Origin of the sequence: Acidovorax sp. 59, assembly GCF_002754175.1 — a bacterium.
GTDB classification, from domain to species: Bacteria; Pseudomonadota; Gammaproteobacteria; order Burkholderiales; family Burkholderiaceae_C; genus Acidovorax; species Acidovorax delafieldii.
In genome coordinates, this window is sequence record NZ_PEET01000001.1 from 2,142,161 (window position 1) to 2,160,455 (window position 18,295).

An 18,295-nucleotide genomic window follows, 5' to 3' on the forward strand; every position below is an offset into this window, starting at 1 on the left:
GTGCATGAATTGCTGAAGCCTAGTGCAGGCCGCCCTCGGGCTGCACCAGCGCCACAATCGCACGCGCCGTGGCCTGCGCAGCCCCTCGGTGCGTGGCCGCGAACCGGGTGGCCCGCTCGCTGGCCTGTTCATGGGCGCGGGCGTCCCCCGCCAGCGCTGCAGCCTGTGCCATTCCTTGTGCCAGGTCGGGCACCCGCTGTGCTGCCCCCGCCGCGCACGCCAGTTCGGCCGCCTCGGCAAAGTTGAAGGTGTGCGGGCCCAGCACCACGGGGCAACCGCAGGCAGCGGCCTCGATCAGGTTCTGGCCGCCCAGTGGGGCGAAACTCCCGCCCAGCAAAGCCACATCGGCCAGGCCGTAATACAACGCCATTTCGCCGATCGAGTCCCCCAGCCACACGTCAGCGGCCGCAGGTGCCGCCGCCCAGGTGCTGCGGCGCGACACCGACAGGCCGGCCCGCTGCAGCAGCTGGTGGACCTCGTCAAACCGCTGCGGGTGGCGCGGCACGATGAGCCATTGCACGGGGGGAAGATCGTCGCCAGATGCTTCACTATTGATAGCTGCCAAGGCATGATCCACTAGCGCTTGGGGCGATTTTTGCCATATTTTCTGGATCTGCTCCAGCCACATGGCCTCCTCGCCCTCGCGGCTGCTGGCCAGCAAGACCACCGGGCGGCCGGTGCGCGCGCGCCACTTGCGGCCCCGCTCCAGCAGCTGTGCGTCGGGCACCACGTCAAACTTGAGGTTGCCCAGCACACCACGCACCGGCGCGCCTATGGCCGCGAGCCGCGTGGCGTCTTCCTGCGTCTGGGCCCAGACTGCCGTCAGGCCGCCATACGCAGGACGTGCCAGGGCTGACAGGCGCTGCGCCTTGCGCAGCGATATCTCGTTGAAGCGCGCATTGGCCAGCACCAGCGGAATGCGCCGCTGCCGGCAGCCCGCGACCAGGTTGGGCCACACCTCGGTTTCCATCAGGATGCCGATGGCCGGGCGGAACTTGCGCAAAAACCGACCCACGGCGCCCGGCGTGTCCCAGGGCTGCCACACCTGCACGTCGCCGGGCAGCAGCAGCTTTTCGCCCTCGGCCCGCCCTGTGGCAGTGCCGTGGGTGAGCAACAGGCGCATGCCCGGCAGCTGTTCACGCAACTGGGCCAGCAAGATGGCGGCGGCCCGGGTTTCGCCCAGCGACACGGCATGCACCCACACAAACCGCCCCAGCGGGTCGGTGCTGCTATGGGGCATCAGGCTGTCGATGGGTGCCGGGTAGCGGCCAAAGCGCTCTCCCACCGCGTAGGCGTAGCCCGGCTCGGCCACTGCACGGCGGCGCAGCTTGCGGCGCAGCAGCGGCTGCGCGCTCCAGGTCAGCAGCGAATACAGGGCCCGCGCGGCGTTCATGCGGGCACAGACAGGCTCAGCACACCACCCGCCCAGCCGCTGTCGCTGCGCTGTGCCCAGACGATGGAGGGCGCGTCACCCGGCGCCGCCACCACACAGCGGCCACCGGGCGCCCAGAAGGCGCTGCGCCCCGCACTCACGTAGCCACCGGACGTGCCGCTGTAGTTGGCCGCGAGTACGGCCATGTCGTGGTCGCGCGCGTAGCCTTCCAGCATGGCCGATTCGGCCGCATAGGCCTTTTCGGAGATCAGCACGCCCGCCGCATACAGGGCCGCGCCCGCCCCACGGGCCGCCTGGGCATGCTCGGAATGGGTGATGTCGGCGCACACAGCCAGTGCCGTGGGCTCGCCGGCCACCAGTTGCACCTGCGCGTCGTCCGTGCCCGCGCTGGCAAATTGCTCTTCGCTGTCGTGCAGATGGCGCTTGCGGTACAGCGCCACGCTGCCGTCCGGCCCCAGCAGCCAGGCACCAATGGCGGGCAATGCGCCCTGCTCCACAGGCTCAGCCGGAGCACCCACCACCAGGGCCATGCCATGGCTTTGGGCGGCCTGGCGCAGGGCCAGCAGCACGGGGTGGTCGGCCGTCAGTACATGGTCTGCCATGAGCGCGGGCTCATAGCCCATGAGCGACAGCTCCGGGAACTGCAGCAGTTGCACGCCCTGGTGGGCGGCAGCCCGCACGCAGGCCAGGTGCGTTTGCAGATTGCGCTCCAAGTCGCCCGGCGCCGACGGCGTCTGGGCGGCAGCGACACACAAAGGGGTGGAGAGCGACAGCATCGGGCGTGCGGCAGGCAATATCAGTGGCTGGCTGCGCCCACATGGGCGTCGGGCTTGACCCGGTGCAGCAGCGCCAGCATGGCGGCCTCGATGCGGGCCAGGGCTTCGGGCGTGTGGCCCTCAAAGCGCAGCACCAGCACGGGGGTGGTGTTGCTGGCGCGGATCAAGCCAAAGCCATCGGGCCAGTCCACGCGCAAGCCATCGATGCTGCTGATGGCGGCGGGCGCGGCAAAGGTTTCTGCGGCCAGGGCCTGCAGCTCGGCCGTCAGGCGGTGCGGCTCGCCCTCGGCACAGGCCACGTTCAGCTCAGGGGTCGAGAAGCTGGTGGGCAGCGCGTTCAGCACGGCGCTCGGGTCGCTGCTGCGGCTCAGGATCTCCAGCAGGCGGCAGCCGGCATAGGTGCCGTCGTCAAAGCCGTACCAGCGTTCCTTGAAGAAGATGTGGCCGCTCATCTCGCCACCCAGGGGAGAGTTCGCCTCCTTCATGCGGGCCTTGATCAGCGAGTGGCCGGTCTTGAACATCACCGGCACGCCACCGGCCGCTGCAATGGCGGGCGCCAGGCGCTGGGTGCACTTCACGTCGAAGATGATGTCGCCGCCGGGCACGCGCGAAAGCACGTCTTGCGCAAACAGCATCATCTGGCGGTCGGGGAAGATGTTGGTGCCGTCCTTGGTCACAATGCCCAGGCGGTCGCCGTCGCCGTCAAAGGCCAGGCCCAGTTCGGCATCGCTGGCCTTCAGGGCATCGATCAGGTCACGCAAGTTTTCAGGTTTGCTCGGGTCGGGGTGGTGGTTGGGGAAGTTGCCGTCCACCTCCGAGAACAGCTCGATCACCTCGCAGCCCAGCGCACGGAAGATGGCCGGGGCCGACGCGCCGGCAATGCCGTTGCCGCAGTCCACCACGATCTTGAGCGGCCGGGCCAGCTTCACGTCACCCACAATGCGTTCGCGGTACGCGGGCAGCACATCCACGTGGCGGACCGAGCCACCGGCCACCAACTGCCAGCTTTCCTGCTCCATGGTGCGGCGCAGGCCCTGGATCTCATCACCATAGATGGCGCGGCCGTTCAGCACCATCTTGAAGCCGTTGTAGTCCTTGGGGTTGTGGCTGCCGGTGACCTGGATACCACTGGTGCACAGCGTGCTGGCCGCAAAGTAGAGCAGCGGCGTGGTGACCAGGCCCACGTCGATCACCTCGATGCCCGCCTCCACCAGCCCCCGGATCAGCGCCGCCGACATGGCGGGGCCGGACAGGCGCCCATCGCGCCCCACCGCCACGGTGGTCTGCCCTTCCGCACGTGCTGCGGTGCCAAAGGCCCGGCCCAGGCCCAGGGCCACGTCTTCGTTCAGGGCGGACGGCACGATGCCGCGGATGTCATAGGCTTTGAAGATGGCGGGGGTCGGTTGCACGCAGGGGGGCCTTTCGTGATGGGGTTGAAAAGTCCGCTGCATTGTAGGCGGCGGCCCTGGGGGTGTTTGTCAGTCGATGCCTCAGGCGTGCGCCCTGCCCTTGCCAAAGGCACAGGTCCGAAAACGGCTAGTGGTGCGAAGCCAGGCTCCTATGATCTGGCCCATGACCCCGACCGCCCCCCCCTCGTACACCGCCACGGATGTGGCATCCGACGAAGGCCGCTACCTGGCGCTGCAGGCGCGCGACGCGCGGTTTGACGGGCATTTTTTCACCGGAGTGACCTCCACCGGCATCTACTGCCGCCCCGTCTGCGCCGTGCGCACACCCCGGCGCGAGAACTGCCGGTTTTTTGCGCTGGCGGCGCAGGCCGAAAGCGCCGGGTTTCGCCCCTGCCTGCGCTGCCGGCCGGAGCTGGCCCCCCAGGCGATGGTGTGGTCGGTGCAGGACGCCAGCGGCATTCTGGTGCAGCAAGCCGTGCGCCTGCTGGACGCGCCCGACCTCTGGCCCACACCGGCCGCACCCGGCGAGGGCAGCGCCACCGTGGCCCGCCTGGCCGAGCGACTGGGCGTGAGCGACCGGCATCTGCGCCGCATTTTTGAGGCGGCCCTGGGCGTATCGCCGCTGCAATATCTGCAGACACGGCGGTTGCTCACGGCCAAGCAGCTGCTCACCGACACCGCCATGCCCGTGACGCAGGTCGCACTGGCCAGCGGGTTCGCCAGCGTGCGCCGCTTCAATGCCGCCTTTGTGGGGCATTACGGGCTCAACCCCACCCAGCTGCGGCGCAACGGGGGTGGCAGCGCCGCATCGGGCGCGGGGCGCACCAGCGCTGTGCGCCTGGCGTGGCGCCCGCCACTGGACGTGGCGGCGTTGCTGGCCTTTTTTGAAAAGCGGCAGTTCCATGGCGTGGAGTGCGTGGTGCATGGTGTGGACGGCCCCGGCCTGCGCCGCACCGTGCGGCTGGCCAGGACCTGCACCGGCCTGCCGCAGGAGACCACCGGCTGGCTGAGTGCCCGTTTTGACCTGGCGCGCCACCAGGTGCTGCTGCAGACCAGCGACAGCCTGTACCCCGTGCTGCCGCTCGTCATCCGCCGCGTGCGCGCCATGCTCGACCTGGACGCCGACCCCGCGGCCATCAACGCCGTGCTGCACCCGCGCTTTCCGGACGGTGATGGCCTGCGTGTGCCCGGAGCGTTTGACGGCTTTGAGCTGGCCGTGCGCGCCGTGCTGGGCCAGCAGATCACCGTGGCGGCCGCGCGCACGCTGGGCCAGCGGCTGGTGGAGCGGCTGGGTGAACCCATCGCCACGCCCTGGCCCGGGCTGCACCGGCTGTTTCCCACCGCAGCCACCCTGGCCTGCGCCGATGGCGACACGCTGGGCCAGCTGGGCATCGTGCGCCAGCGTCAAGCGGCGATCGTGGCGCTGGCCCGCGCGGTGGACAGCAGCGCCCTGCCCCTGCACGCGGGTGCCGACGTGCCGAGCACCACTGCCGCCCTGTGCGCCCTGCCCGGCATTGGTGACTGGACGGCGCAGTACATCGCCATGCGGGTGCTGCGCTGGCCCGACGCCTTCCCGGCGGGGGACGTGGCGCTGCACAAGGCGCTGGGGGTGCAGCAGCACAAGAACCCCGCACGCGCCGCGCAAGAGGCCTCGCAAGCCTGGCGCCCCTGGCGCAGCTACGCGGTGCTGCGCGCATGGGCTGCCGGTGGCAGCAGTGCCGGAGCGGCTCAGCCTACAGATGCTCAAACACTATCAAAACAGTAGCAAACCAGGCAATAAACACTAGCGCATGGTGCCAATTTCGCCCCAAAACGGCCTCTATCACTCTTTCAAGACCTCTCAGCATGCAGTTCCACGCTTTCACCGTGCAGGCACGGGCCGACACCCCGCTGGGGCCCGTGCGGCTGGCCGCTTCCCCCAACGGCTTGTCGGGCGTCTGGTTTGAAGGCCAGCGCCACGAGCCCAGCGCCTACTTGCACGGTTCCGAGGCCTGGGCGTTGGCCCCTGGCGACCATCCTGTGCTGCAAGAAGCCGCCCACCAGCTGCAGCAATACCTGGGCGGGCAGCGCCAGCATTTCGACCTGCCGCTGGACCTGTCGGGGGGCACGGCATTCCAGCAATCGGTGTGGCGCGCGCTGCTGCAGATTGGCCGGGGCCAGACCATCAGCTACGGCACGCTGGGCCGCCAGCTGGGCAACCCCAGCGCCGTGCGGGCCGTGGGTGCCGCCGTGGGTCGCAACCCACTGAGCGTGGTGGTGCCCTGCCACCGTGTGCTGGGTGCCGATGGCAGCCTGACGGGCTATGCAGGCGGCCTCGATCGCAAGAGGGCTTTGCTGACGCTGGAGAATGCACCCCTTTTGGCCGCCGCAGCCCATCCCATGAAAGCCACCGCATGAACAGCCCCGCCACCCGGCCCGTCTCCACCTGGATCGGCGAATTCATCCTGCTGGCCGCACTCTGGGGCGCGTCGTTCCTGTTCATGCGCCTGGGCGCGTCCGACTTTGGTCCCCTGCCCACCGCCGGCCTGCGGGTGGCGTTGGCCACGGTGTTCCTGTGGCCCATCATGCTGCGCCAGGGCCACTGGCCTGCGCTGCGCCAGCACTGGCGGCCCATCCTGTTTGCGGGGGTCATCAATTCGGCGATTCCGTTCTCGCTGTTTTCCTGGGCGGTGCTGCACATCGCCACGGGCCTGACCTCGATCCTCAACGCCACGGTGCCGCTCTTTGGTGCGCTGATCGCCTGGGTGTGGCTGGGCGACCGCATCAACCGCCTGCGCTGGGTGGGGCTGGCCCTGGGTTTTGTGGGCGTGGCCCTGCTGGCCTGGCGCGCACCCGCCGGCACCGGGTTCAAGACCGACCACGCCCACTGGGCGATTGCGGCCTGCCTGCTCGCGTCGGCGTTCTATGGCGTGTCGGCCAGTTTTGCGCGGCGCCACCTCACGGGGCTGCCGCCGCTGGCCACGGCCGCAGGCAGCCAGCTGGGTGCCGCGCTGGGCCTGGCCTTGCCCACGCTGTGGCTGTGGCCGGCGCAGATGCCCGGTGTACGCGCCTGGGCGGCCATCCTGGCCATTGCCGTGCTGTGCACCGGCATTGCCTACATCCTGTACTTTCGCCTGATCGAACACGCGGGCCCCAGCCGCGCGCTGGCCGTGACCTTCATCACCCCGGTGTTCGCCGTGCTGTATGGCACGCTGTTCCTGGGCGAGACCATCACGCCGTGGATGGTGGGCTGCGCGCTGGTGATCGTGTGCGGCACCTTGTTGTCAACCGGACTTATCAGGACGCTGCGGCCCGCCCGGCCCACCTCAGAACAGGCCTAAACTTGGCGGATGGTTTTTTTATCGGGTGCATGCCTTCTGAGCAAGGCCACATGCGGCACAGGTCGCGACATGCACCCGCTCCTTCTTTTGGCTTGTTCGCCACTTTTCAGACCCGCAGCCGCCCGCTTCAGCGACCAGACCACCCAAGGAAAACACCATGGGTAACAACACGCTGCTGGCGGGCACTGCCCTCATGCTGCTGCTGCTGGTGCCGGTCTGGCTGTCGCCGCAGGAGTCTCTGCACCCGTCCCGGCGCACCCTGATCCTGCTCGGTGTGGCTGGCGGGCTGGTCTCCATCGCAGCTTTCGAGGCGCTGCGATGGAATGCGCCGGAGCTCCATATCGTGGCCTACCCCACCGCCACGGCGTTCGTGGCGCTGTTTTTTGGCGTGCCGGCGGCGGCCATCACCGCCCTGCTGGCCTTGCAGGCCGCGCTCTGGACAGACACCTCGGCCGTCTGGCCCGCCACCACCGTTCTGGGCGGCGCGCTGGCTACCGGCTGGACGTGGCGCAGCCTGGGCCAGCGCTGGGCCTGGCCCGACTGGGCGCCACTGGCCGGACTGACCCTCACACTGCCGCTCGTGGTTTCGCTGGTCACAACGGCCACCAGCACGGCCCCTGAAGGCGCCAGCAACATGCACTGGCACCACGGCGCGGGCGTGCTGATGCTCGGGATTGGCTGGCTGGTGATTGCCAGCCGGGCCCGCGCCGAGCTGGCGCGCAACGAGATCCAGCAGACGCTGGGCCAGCAGGAGCACCAGCTGCGCCTGGCGCTGGACGCCCTGGGCGGCGGCCGCTGGGAATGGGATGTGGTCGAACGCCGGTTTTTCTGTGATGGCCGGTTTTACGAGGCCTACGGCATTACCAGTGCCGACTTGCAGTCGCCCGACCTCTGGCAGCGCTGGTACGCACGGCGCCACCCGCTGGACGCTGAACGCAATGCCGCCAAGCTAACCCGTGCCATGGACGGGCTGGAGGAAAGCTACGAGGCCGAGTTCCGCGTGATGGACACCCAGGGGCGGTGGCGCTGGCTGATGTCCCGTGGCACCGTCGCCCGGCGCGATGCCCAGGGCCGCCCGGCCAGCCTGATCGGCATGGACGTGGACATCACCGCCCACCGCGAGACCGAGGAGGCCCTGCTGTCCGCAGAGGCCAAATACACCACCTTCTACCAGACACTGCCCGACCCGGCAGGCATCACCCGCATAGCCGACGGGCGCTACATCGATGTGAACCCGGCGTTCTGCGAGCTGCTGGGCTTCACGCGCGAGGAGGTCCTGGGCCGCACCTCGTCGGAGCTGCACATCTGGGCCAACGAGCACGAGCGCAAGCGGCTGCTGGACACGTACCAGCGAGAAGGCAAGGTGGACCGGCTGCCCCTGGTTGCGAAAAGCAAGGGAGTGCAGGTGCCGGGCCTGATGTCGGCACGCTCTGTGCTTGTGAATGGCGAAAACTGCTTTGTTTTCGTTTTCCACGACATGACCGAAGCCCAACGCACCAGCGACGAACTTCGGGCGCTCTACAACCAGCTGCAGCAAGCCGGCCGACTGGCCCGGCTGGGCGCATGGGAGGACGAGCGAGGCCGTGGCCTGGTGTATTGGTCGGACATGTGTTTTGACATCCACGGCCTGTCACCCAACCAGCCGCCCCCCAGCGACTACATCGACCGCCATGTGGCCCCGCAGTACCGCGAGCCGCTGCGCGAAAAGTTCCGCCAGAGCATCCGTTCACGCGCTGAGTGGAGCATGGAGATGGAGGTCTATCACGCCGACGGCCATCTTTTTTGGGTGCGCGCCCGGGGCGAGCCGGTGATAGAGAACGGCCGCGTGGTCAGGGTGCGCGGCGTGATGCAGGACATCGACGAAGCCAAGCGTGCCGAGCAGCGCCTGCGCCAGTCCGAGGAGCGCTTCTCGCGCATCTTCCATCTCATGCCCTACCCCATGGGTCTGTCGCACCGCAGCGATGGCCGCTATGTGGACCTCAACCCTGCCTGGGTCGAGATGCTGGGCATTCCCCGCGAAGAGGCCATCGGCCGCACCGCCGTCGAGCTGGGCATCTTCACCGCTGAAGACCGCCAGCGCCTGATGGAGCAGGTCAGCCAGAACGGCCACCTCAGCGATTACGAAGTGACCTTGAACGTGCGCAATGGCCCCCGGCGCACGGTGCTGCAGTCCATGCGCGCCACCGAGTTCGATGGCGAGTCCTGCTGGTTGTTTTCGGTGCACGACATCACTGACCGCAAGCGCAACGAGGTGCAGGTGCGTGAACGCGAGGCCCTGCTGTCGCTCACCATCTCCGCCGCATCGCTGGGCCTGTGGGACTGGGACCTGCAGACCGGCCTGGTCACGGGCGACCGCCGCTGGCGTGCCATGCGCGGGCTGCCGGTGACCAGCGACACCTCGGCGGCCGTGCAATGGACCACGGCCATTGCACCGGACGACATCGACCGCATCACCACCGAGCTGTCGCGCCACACCGCCCACCTGGGCACCCCGTTTGACGCCACCTGGCGGCTGAACCAGCCCAACGAGCCAGTGCGCTGGGTGCGCAACCTGGGCAAGATCGTGGGCTTTGACGAGCAAGGCCGCCCGGCCCGCATGCTCGGTGTGGCCATCGACGTGACCCCCCAGCGCGAGCAGGAGGTCATGCTGCAGCGCCTGGCGCTGTACGACGCCCTCACCGGCCTGCCCAACCGGGTGTTGCTGGCGCGCAAGCTGCAGGAATGCATGGCCCAGGCCCGCGACACCGGCAAGCAGCTGGGTGTGGCCTACCTCGACCTGGACGGCTTCAAGCCCGTCAACGACCGCCTGGGCCACGGGGCTGGCGACCGCTTGCTGGTGGTGGTGGCCGGGCGGCTCACGCGGGCACTGCAACCGCTGGACACGGTGGCCCGGCTGGGTGGCGACGAGTTCGTGATCCTTATGCCTGGCCTCGGCTCGGTGAGCGACTGCGAACGCATGCTGGAACGCGTGATGGAAAGCGTTTCGGCCCCCTACACGCTGGACACCGAGCGCGTGGTCGTCACGGCCAGCATCGGCTACACCATCTTCCCGCAGGACGACGCCGACGCCGACACCCTGCTGCGCCATGCCGACCAGGCCATGTATGCCGCCAAGCAGGCGGGGCGCAACCGCTTCCACCAGTTTGACGCCGCCCAGGAGCGCGCCCTGCAGCTGCTGCGCGCGCAGGGGCACTACCTGCGCGAGGCACTGGCGCAAGCCCAGTTCATCCTGTACCTGCAGCCCAAGGTGGACATGCGCAGTGGCACCGTGGTGGGCGCCGAAGTGCTCTCACGTTGGCAGCACCCCGAGCGCGGCCTGGTGTCCCCCGGCGAATTCTTGCCGCTGCTGGAGGGCACCGATCTGGAGATCGGCTTTGGCGAATGGGTGGCCGAGGCCGCGCTCACGGTGCTGGAGCAGCTGCAGGACCGGGGCATGCCCATGCCGCTGAGCATCAACATTGCTGCCCAGCACCTGCAACAACCAGACTTTGCCGACTGGGTGGCCGGCTGTCTGGCGCGCCACCCCCGGGTGCCCGCGCACCTGGTCGAGATCGAGATCACCGAAAGCGCCGCCCTGTACGACCTGAGCGCCGTCGCCGACACCCTGAACGCCCTGCGCGCCATGGGCGTGACGGTGGCGCTGGACGACTTTGGCACCGGCTATTCGTCGCTGACCTACCTGCGCCGCCTGCCCATGGACACGCTCAAGATCGATCAGAGCTTTGTGCACGGCATGATGGGCGACCCGGGGGATCTGGCCATCGTGCAGGGTGTGATCGGCCTGGCACGCTCGTTCGGCTACCGGGTGATCGCCGAAGGGGTGGAAACCGTCGAACAGGGGCAGATGCTGCTGCAGCTGGGCTGCCTGCAGGCGCAGGGCTACTGCATTGCCCGGCCCATGCCGCTGGAGGATTTCATCGGCTGGACGCCCACCTGGCAGCCGCCTGCGGGGTGGCAGCGGAACCGGCCGGTTTTGTAGCATTAAAACCTTGCCAGGTGCTAGTATCGTATGCGTCAGCAGCTATGAGTTTGGTAGCAATCAAGCATATTCTTCGCCCCCTGGAGGCTGGCCTTGAACATCCGTGAACTCAGCGCCGAAGACCTGGCCCCCCTGCTGAGTCTGTACACCCACCTGCACGCGCAAGACGACCCGCTGCCCCCACTACCCGAGGTGCAGACCGTGTGGGCCGAGGCGCTCGCCAACCCACGCATTCGGTACTTTGGTGGGTGGGATGAGGGTGCGCTGGTCTCGTCCTGCACGCTGACCGTCATCCCCAACCTCACGCGTGCATGCCGTCCCTACGGCGTCATCGAGAACGTCGTGACGCACTCGTCCCATCGCGGCCAGGGCTGGGGGCATGCGCTGCTGCAGCACGCCCTGGCCCATGCCTGGCGAGAGCACTGCTACAAGGTCATGCTGATGACGGGCCGCAAGGACGAAAACACCCTGCGCTTTTACGAGCAGGCGGGGTTCGACCGGCAGGGTAAACAGGCATTTGTTGCCAGGCCACCGCAGTGACCCGCCGGCCCGGGCGGGCCTGAACTCAGCCCACCAGGTCCTTCACCTGCTGCAGCGCGGCCGGGTCTTCCATCGTTGTCAGGTCGCCCGGGTCGCGCCGCTCGGCCACGGCCTGCAGGGCGCGGCGCAGCAGCTTGCCGCTGCGGGTCTTGGGCAGCACGGTCACAAAGTACACACGCGACGGCCGCGCCACGGCGCCCAGCTGGTGGTCCACCTGCTTCATCACCTCGCCTTCGAGCTTCAGGCGTGCAGCGTCATCGGTAAGCCCTGACGCATCACGCGCCACGGCAAACGCCATCGCCACCTGGCCTTTCAGGCTGTCGGCCACGCCCACCACGGCCACTTCGGCAATGTTGGGGTGGGAGGCAATGCTCTCCTCGATCTCGCGCGTGCCCAGGCGGTGGCCGGCCACGTTGATCACATCGTCCGTGCGGCCCAGGATGAAGTGGTAGCCGTCGGCATCGCGGATGCCCCAGTCAAACGTGCTGTAGATGAGGCGGCCGGGGATGCTCTTCCAGTAGGTGTTCACAAAGCGGGCGTCGTCGCGCCAGACCGTCTGCATGCAGCCGGGGGGCAGCGGGCCTTCGATGGCGACCACACCCTTCTGGTTGGCACCGGTCAGTTCTTCGCCCGTGGCCTCGTCGATCAGCTTCACGCCATAGCCGTACATGGCTTTGCCGGGGCTGCCGAAGCGTGTGGTCTGCTGCTGCACGCCGTTGGCAAGGGTCAGGATGGGCCAGCCGGTTTCGGTCTGCCAGTAGTTGTCGATGATGGGCACGGCCAGCGCGTCGCTGATCCACTGGGCCGTGGGCTCGTCCAGCGGCTCGCCCGCCAGCCACAGGGCCTTGAGGCTTTTCACGTTGTACTTGGCCAGATAGGCCGGGTCCTGCTTCTTGAGCACCCGCACCGCCGTGGGGGCCGAGAACATGTGCGTGACCTGGTACTTCTCGACGATGCTCCACCACACGCCCGCATCGGGCCGCGTGGGCAGGCCTTCGTACATGATAGTGGTCATGCCCGCGATCAGCGGGCCGTAAACGATGTAGCTGTGGCCCACCACCCAGCCGATGTCGCTGGTCGCAAAGTACACATCGCCCGCCTTGGCGTCAAAGATGTGCTTCATGCTGGCCGCCAGCGCCACCGTGTAGCCGCCGGTGTCGCGCTGCACCCCCTTGGGCTTGCCGGTGGTGCCGCTGGTGTACAGCGTGTAGCTGGGGTGGGTGGACTCGACCCATTCGCAGGGCACCACGGTGTTCAGGTGCTGCTCTCGCAGCGGCGCCCATTCGTGGTCGCGGCCTGCCTGGAGGTGCATGGGGGCCAGGCCTCGGTTCACCATCAGCACGGCGCTGGGCTTGTGTTTGGACAACGCAATGGCTTCGTCCAGCAGCGGCTTGTACGGCACCACCTTGCCACCCCGCGACCCGGCATCGGCGCTGACCACGGCCACCGGCTCGGCATCTTCGATGCGCGAGGCCAGCGAGCCCGAGGCAAAGCCGCCAAACACCACCGAATGCACAGCGCCAATGCGCACGCAGGCCAGCATGGCAAACGCGGCCTCGGCAATCATGGGCATGTAGATGAGCACGCGGTCGCCCTTCTTCACGCCCAGGCCTTGCAGCACCGCCGCCATGCGCTGCACCTCGGCATGCAATTCGGCAAAGCTGTAGCTGCGTTCGGTGTCGGTTTCTGTAGATATCGCCACCAGCGCCGCCTGGCTGGCGCGCGTGGCCAGGTGCCGGTCTACCGCGTTGTGGCACAGATTGGTGGTGCCGCCCACAAACCATTTCGCAAACGGCGGGTTGCTGTAGTCGCACACCTGCTGCGGGGGCGTCTTCCAGTCGATCAGCTTCGCCTGCTCGCTCCAGAAGGTGTCTCGGTGGTCGATGGACTGGCGGTAGAAGTCGGCGTAGGTGCTGTGTGCGGTCATTGTGGGTGTCTCCTCGGCATCTCTCTCGCCCTGCCAGGACAGCAGGTTTTGAATTCATAATTATTCATGACGGGCTTGCGGCAAACTGACGCAGCCAACCCTCTGCCTCATCATCCATGGCTCCAGATGCAGCAGGCATATTGATATGTCGGCAAACGTCATACCGGCCTGTCACACTCCCGGACCATGCACCCAGCACCGTCCCCTGCCCCCACGTCCGTCCCGTTCCGCGACGCCTTTCTGTTCTGGCTGAAGCTCGGGCTCATCAGCTTCGGCGGGCCTGCAGGCCAGATCGCCATCATGCACGCCGAGTTGGTGGAACGCCGCCGCTGGATCAGCGAAAACCGCTTCTTGCACGCCCTCAACTACTGCATGCTGCTGCCTGGCCCCGAGGCGCAGCAGCTGGCCACCTACATCGGCTGGCTCATGCACCGCACCTGGGGCGGCATCGTGGCGGGGGCGCTGTTTGTGCTGCCCTCGCTGTTCATCCTGATCGGGCTGTCGTGGGTGTATCTGCGTTTTGGCGATGTGCCGGTGGTGGCGGGCATCTTCTACGGCATCAAGCCCGCCGTGACGGCACTGGTGCTGCATGCCGCGCACCGCATCGGCACCCGCGCGCTCAAGAACGGCTGGATGTGGGGCATCGCTGCCGCATCGTTTGTGGCGATCTTCGCGTTCGACACGCCCTTCCCCGCCATCGTGCTGGCGGCCGGGCTCATCGGCTACTTTGGCGCGCAACGCTGGCCCGCCGTGTTTGCGCTGGGGGGCGGCCATGCCAGCGCCCACAAGGGTTATGGCCCTGCGCTGATCGATGACGACACGCCAACGCCTGCCCATGCGCGCTTTTCTCGCGTCCACGTGGTCAAGGTATTGTTGGCAGGGCTGGTGCTGTGGCTGGCGGCCATGGGCCTGCTGGTGGCCACGCAGGGCTGGCACGGCACGCTCACGCAGATGGGCTGGTTCTTCACCAAGGCGGCCATGCTCACCTTTGGCGGCGCCTATGCCGTGCTGCCCTATGTGTACCAGGGCGCGGTAGAACACTACCAGTGGCTCAGCGCCCCGCAGATGATTGACGGCTTGGCCCTGGGCGAGACCACGCCCGGCCCACTGATCATGGTGGTGGCGTTTGTGGGTTTTGTGGGCGGCTGGCTGCAACAGGTGTGGGGCGCAGACGCGCTGTTTGCCGGCGCCGCAGCGGCAGCCGCCGTGGTGACGTTTGTGACCTTTTTGCCCTCATTCATCTTCATCCTGGCAGGCGGCCCGCTGGTGGAGGCCACGCACGGCAAGCTGGGATTTACCGCTCCACTGTCAGCCATCACGGCTGCTGTGGTGGGCGTGATCCTGAACCTGGCGCTGTTTTTTGCCTACCACCTGCTTTGGCCACAAGGATTTGGCGGCCACTTCGATGCCGTGTCGGCGGTGATCGCCGTGGGTGCGCTGGTGGCACTGTTCCGCTTCAAGCTGGGCGTCATGCCGCTGCTGGGCGGCTGTGCCCTGGTAGGCCTGGCAGTCAAGCTGGCAACGCCCTACTTCGCCTGACCGGAACCTGCATCAATCACTATTATTTTGATAGCTGCCAGGGCATGAAAATCGTGCACTAGCAGCCAATTTGGCTTGAAAAGCGCTATTTGATCAGCCCGAGCACGTCCTTGAACGCCGGGTGCTCACAGCTGCCCAGCCATTCAAACGCCACCATCTCGGTGGTCACCAGCTCGGCGCCTGCGCCGGCCAGGCGGTCAAAGGCGGCGTCGCGGTTGCGTTCGGTGCGCGAGCCGCAGGCGTCGGTCACCACCCACACTTCAAACTCGTCGTCGATCAGGTCCAGCGCGGTCTGCAGCAGGCAGACATGGGCTTCGCACCCGGCAATGACGATGGTGCCGCGCTCTGCCGCCAGCGGTGCGGGCTTTTGCAGGTGCTTGGGCAGGCTGCGTGCGTTGCCGCCCTGGGGCTTGGCGGGAGGGCGCAGCCATTCGCCCAGGCCTTCTTCAGCGGCGCTGAAGTGCATCTTGGCCAGGGTCTTCCGGCACAGGGCGCGCAGCCCGGCGTCGTTGGCGCCCAGTCGCGAGGGGTTTTGCTCGGTGCCCCACACGGGCACATCCAGCATGCGGGCGATCTCGGCCAGGCGGCGGGCGTTGGCCAACACGGCGGGGCCTTCGTGGATGGCGGGCATCAGGCGCTCCTGGTAATCGACCAGGACGAGTTGGGATTCGGTGGCGTCAAGCAGCATGGTGGGACCGTTTCTGTGTTCGTTGAATCGCTGTGCGGGCGCAGCGAGGAAGGCAATGGCGCATTGTCGCAGCCCGAGCCCGGGGTTTTCAGGTGCGAAGGACGGACTGCAGCGCCGTGGCCAACGGCCCGGCCATGGCCACGGCGTTGCTCGGGTGCGGGATGCAGTCCGTGCTCCACACCTCCTCCACCCCGGCTTCATGCAACACCTGCAGCGCATCGCCCGCAAACAGCGCATGCGTCACCGCCACATCCACCGAGGCGGCACCCGCCTGCAGCAGCAGCCGCGCGGCCAGCGCCAGCGTGCGGCCGGTGCTGGCCATGTCGTCCAGCAGCACCACCGCCCTCCCCTGGGCGTTGAGCGCGGGCAGTTCGATGGCCACATGGCGGTCACCATGGCGCACCTTGGTGCACACGGCATGGTCAAAGCCGTGGCGCGCGGCGGCCTGGGCAATCCACTGGGCGGATTCGCCATCGGGCCCCACCAGCAAAGCATTCGGGCGGCGCTGGGCAATCAGGTCGGCCAGCGGCTCGGCGCCGCTGAGCACCACCGCCTGCGGCACGGGGATGGCCTGCTCCAGCCGTTCGATGCGGTGCAGGTGCGGGTCCACGGTGACCGCCGCGTCGAACAGCCCGGCCAGAAACCCGCCCACCACCTGCTGGCTCACGGCCTCGCCGGGGTGGAAGGCGAAGTCCTGCCGCATATAGGCCAGGTACGGCGCCACCAGCGTGAGGTGGTGTACACCCAGGCTGCGGGCCGTGCGCGCGGCCAGCAGCAGCTCCACCAGCTTTTCATTGGGCTGGTGCAGGCTGCGCAGCAGCAGGGCGTGGCGTGGGAGGCGGCCAGTGGTCTCGTTCACCGGCAGGCGCAGCTTGAGTTCGCCATCGGGAAAACGGTGGCGTTCGATGGCCTGGGCGGTGACGCCTGCGGCCTGCGCCAGGCGCAGCGCAGGTGCGGCTTCATCGTCGAAATACAGCACGCACGCGGCTTCAGGTGCGGCCATGGTCAGAACTCCACAAACACGCGCGGCACCTCGTCGGCCGTGCCCAGGCGGTAGCCGCTGTCCCGCTCGCACGCATGGCGCGCAAACTCCAGGTCCGCCGGGTAGCTGGCGTGCACGCGGTACAGCAGGTCGCCCGCCGCCACGGTGTCGCCCAGCTTGTGCATCAGGTCCACCCCGGCGCCGGGCACCTTGGGGGCCCCTGCCAGTCGGGCCACGCGGGCGATCTGGTAGTTGTCGATGCCCGCCACCACGCCGCTGGCGGGTGCCACCACGTCAAGCGTGAGGGCTCCGAGCGCCGGGTGGTTGTGGTCAAACCCGGTACTGCCCTGGGCGGCGATGATGGCGTTCATGCGTGCCAGCGCCCGGCCAGAATCAAGAATGTCGCGCGCAATCGCATAGCCGTCGCCGCCGCGCACATCAGGGTCGCACTCGATCAGGCGCCCAGCCAAGCGCAGCGCCTTCTGCCGCAGGTCGTCAGGCGCGCGCGGGTCGTTCTGCAGCACGCGCATCACATCGCGCGCCTCCAGCACCGGGCCCACGCCGTTGCCCACGGGCTGGCGGCCATCGGTGATGACCACGTCCAGCGACAGGCCCATGCGCCGCGCCACATATTCAAACAGCCGCCGCAGACGCTGCGCCTCAGGCATGGACCGCACCTTGGCCGTGGGGCCGATGGGAATGTCGAGCACCAGGTGGGTGGCGCCGGCCGCCACCTTTTTGGACAGGATGGACGCCACCATCTGCCCGGCCGAGTCGATGGACAGCGGCCGCTCTACCGAGATCAGCACATCGTCGGCGGGCGACAGGTTGGCCGTGCCGCCCCAGGCCAGGCAGCCCCGGTAATCGCGCACGATATCGGCCAGTTGCTCCAGTGGCAGCTCCACCTTGGCCAGCACCTCCATGGTGTCGGCTGTGCCGGCAGGGGATGTGATGGCGCGCGATGACGTCTTGGGGCACAACATGCCGTGCGCTGCGACGATGGGCACGACCAGCATGGTGGTGCGGTTGCCCGGAATGCCGCCGATGCAGTGCTTGTCCACCACCAGCGGTTCGTGCCAGTCCAGCCGCCGGCCGCTGGCCACCATGGCATCGGTCAGGAAGAAGACCTCCTCCCGGTCCAGCTCGTTGCGGTGGCAGGCCACCACGAAGGCGGTGAGTTCGATCTTGGAATACCGGTGGTCGGCAATGTCACGCACGATGGCGCCGAAGTCCTCCCGCGTGAGGCGCTCGCTGGCGATCTTGCGGAACAGCGCGCCCATGGACTCGGGCGGCTCGGCCTGGGCCACCGACACGGTGTGGCCGTTGTCCACGCCCAGCTGGGCAAACGCGTCTTCTGACAGGCCCAGCTCGTGGCAGCCCACGATGGCGGGGTCGTCCACCACGTTCACCGTGGCCAGGATGCGGCGGCCGTTGGCGCGCACCTCGATCTTGGACAGCGCCTGGAAGCCCTCGGCCCGGTACACGGCGCAGTCGCGGTGCAGGTAGGCGACGTTTTCTCGCCAGGTGTCGATTGCCACACGGCGCAGGGCCAGCTGGGACCGGGCGGGCGTGCTCGCCAGATCGTCGGGCGCGGTGCCCGGATTGACCGAGGCCGCAGGAGGAGCGGAGGGCGTGGCAGGGGAAGAGGTGGTGGGCTCAGCATGCATCGCGCCAGCCTATACCGAAAACACGCGCCCAGCCTGCGGGATCACCCCGGGTCCGCCGGTTCGGTAACCCATCTC

The 18,295-nt window shown here is 68.0% G+C and carries 13 protein-coding genes; 6 read left to right on the plus strand and 7 right to left on the minus strand.

Annotated features, from left to right (window positions below; all coding sequences use genetic code 11):
* Nucleotides 1-19: 19 nt before the first annotated feature.
* The 3 genes from CLU87_RS09645 to CLU87_RS09655 are packed head-to-tail and all read right to left on the minus strand — an operon-like array spanning nt 20 to nt 3,578.
* Entirely contained in the window at nt 20-1,393 is a 1,374-nt protein-coding gene (locus tag CLU87_RS09645) for a 3-deoxy-D-manno-octulosonic acid transferase (RefSeq protein WP_099730304.1), read from the minus strand.
* Complete coding sequence (locus tag CLU87_RS09650; protein ID WP_099730305.1) at nt 1,390-2,169, minus strand: carbon-nitrogen hydrolase family protein; 780 nt, start codon at nt 2,167-2,169, stop codon at nt 1,390-1,392. The genes CLU87_RS09645 and CLU87_RS09650 overlap by 4 nt, the downstream gene beginning before the upstream one ends.
* 20 nt (nt 2,170-2,189) lie before the next feature.
* Nucleotides 2,190-3,578: a phosphomannomutase/phosphoglucomutase gene (locus tag CLU87_RS09655; protein ID WP_099730306.1), complete on the minus strand. Its 1,389-nt coding sequence runs from the start codon at nt 3,576-3,578 to the stop codon at nt 2,190-2,192.
* A 163-nt stretch (nt 3,579-3,741) separates the two neighbouring features.
* Here CLU87_RS09655 and CLU87_RS09660 point away from each other — a divergent pair, with 163 nt between their 5' ends.
* The 5 genes from CLU87_RS09660 to CLU87_RS09680 all read left to right on the plus strand — a co-directional run bounded on the left by CLU87_RS09660 (nt 3,742) and on the right by CLU87_RS09680 (nt 11,417).
* The gene (locus CLU87_RS09660; protein WP_225581181.1) at nt 3,742-5,343 is read left to right on the plus strand and encodes a DNA-3-methyladenine glycosylase 2 family protein; all 1,602 of its coding nucleotides are present in this window, start codon (nt 3,742-3,744) and stop codon (nt 5,341-5,343) included.
* Nucleotides 5,344-5,423: 80 nt separating this feature from the next.
* Nucleotides 5,424-5,975: a methylated-DNA--[protein]-cysteine S-methyltransferase gene (locus CLU87_RS09665; protein ID WP_099730308.1), complete on the plus strand. Its 552-nt coding sequence runs from the start codon at nt 5,424-5,426 to the stop codon at nt 5,973-5,975.
* A complete protein-coding gene (locus CLU87_RS09670) occupies nt 5,972-6,898 on the plus strand; it encodes a DMT family transporter (RefSeq protein WP_099730309.1) in 927 nt (308 codons plus the stop codon). The genes CLU87_RS09665 and CLU87_RS09670 overlap by 4 nt, the downstream gene beginning before the upstream one ends.
* Before the next feature lie 157 nt (nt 6,899-7,055).
* Nucleotides 7,056-10,877, plus strand: a complete 3,822-nt coding sequence (locus tag CLU87_RS09675; RefSeq protein ID WP_099730310.1) for an EAL domain-containing protein — start codon at nt 7,056-7,058, stop codon at nt 10,875-10,877.
* Between the two features lie 93 nt (nt 10,878-10,970).
* On the plus strand, nt 10,971-11,417 hold the full coding sequence (locus CLU87_RS09680; RefSeq protein ID WP_099730311.1) for a GNAT family N-acetyltransferase: 447 nt from the start codon (nt 10,971-10,973) through the stop codon (nt 11,415-11,417).
* 25 nt (nt 11,418-11,442) lie between these two features.
* Here CLU87_RS09680 and CLU87_RS09685 read toward each other — a convergent pair whose 3' ends face one another.
* Nucleotides 11,443-13,344: a propionate--CoA ligase gene (locus tag CLU87_RS09685; RefSeq protein ID WP_099730312.1), complete on the minus strand. Its 1,902-nt coding sequence runs from the start codon at nt 13,342-13,344 to the stop codon at nt 11,443-11,445.
* Nucleotides 13,345-13,530: 186 nt separating this feature from the next.
* Between CLU87_RS09685 and chrA the strand changes: the two genes are divergently transcribed.
* The gene (gene chrA, locus CLU87_RS09690) at nt 13,531-14,883 is read left to right on the plus strand and encodes a chromate efflux transporter (protein WP_099730313.1); all 1,353 of its coding nucleotides are present in this window, start codon (nt 13,531-13,533) and stop codon (nt 14,881-14,883) included.
* Nucleotides 14,884-14,968: 85 nt separating this feature from the next.
* On the opposite strand, the gene CLU87_RS09695 is transcribed toward chrA, so the two are convergent.
* From CLU87_RS09695 to CLU87_RS09705, 3 genes are all read right to left on the minus strand, one after another.
* Nucleotides 14,969-15,571, minus strand: coding sequence for an isochorismatase family protein (locus CLU87_RS09695; protein WP_099730314.1), 603 nt, complete (start codon nt 15,569-15,571; stop codon nt 14,969-14,971).
* Between the two features lie 88 nt (nt 15,572-15,659).
* On the minus strand, nt 15,660-16,574 hold the full coding sequence (locus CLU87_RS09700; RefSeq protein WP_099730315.1) for a ribose-phosphate diphosphokinase: 915 nt from the start codon (nt 16,572-16,574) through the stop codon (nt 15,660-15,662).
* Nucleotides 16,575-16,576: 2 nt separating this feature from the next.
* Nucleotides 16,577-18,106, minus strand: coding sequence for a thymidine phosphorylase family protein (locus CLU87_RS09705; RefSeq protein WP_099732113.1), 1,530 nt, complete (start codon nt 18,104-18,106; stop codon nt 16,577-16,579).
* Nucleotides 18,107-18,295: the final 189 nt, after the last annotated feature.

Excerpts from the sequence above, each read along its gene's own strand:
- CLU87_RS09645 (WP_099730304.1), bottom strand. The coding sequence starts at position 1,393 with ATGAACGCCGCGCGGGCCCTGTATTCGCTGCTGACCTGGAGCGCGCAG.
- CLU87_RS09650 (WP_099730305.1), bottom strand. The coding sequence starts at position 2,169 with ATGCTGTCGCTCTCCACCCCTTTGTGTGTCGCTGCCGCCCAGACGCCG.
- CLU87_RS09660 (WP_225581181.1), top strand. The coding sequence starts at position 3,742 with ATGACCCCGACCGCCCCCCCCTCGTACACCGCCACGGATGTGGCATCC.
- CLU87_RS09665 (WP_099730308.1), top strand. The coding sequence starts at position 5,424 with ATGCAGTTCCACGCTTTCACCGTGCAGGCACGGGCCGACACCCCGCTG.
- CLU87_RS09670 (WP_099730309.1), top strand. The coding sequence starts at position 5,972 with ATGAACAGCCCCGCCACCCGGCCCGTCTCCACCTGGATCGGCGAATTC.
- CLU87_RS09675 (WP_099730310.1), top strand. The coding sequence starts at position 7,056 with ATGGGTAACAACACGCTGCTGGCGGGCACTGCCCTCATGCTGCTGCTG.
- CLU87_RS09685 (WP_099730312.1), bottom strand. The coding sequence starts at position 13,344 with ATGACCGCACACAGCACCTACGCCGACTTCTACCGCCAGTCCATCGAC.
- chrA (WP_099730313.1), top strand. The coding sequence starts at position 13,531 with ATGCACCCAGCACCGTCCCCTGCCCCCACGTCCGTCCCGTTCCGCGAC.
- CLU87_RS09695 (WP_099730314.1), bottom strand. The coding sequence starts at position 15,571 with ATGCTGCTTGACGCCACCGAATCCCAACTCGTCCTGGTCGATTACCAG.
- CLU87_RS09700 (WP_099730315.1), bottom strand. The coding sequence starts at position 16,574 with ATGGCCGCACCTGAAGCCGCGTGCGTGCTGTATTTCGACGATGAAGCC.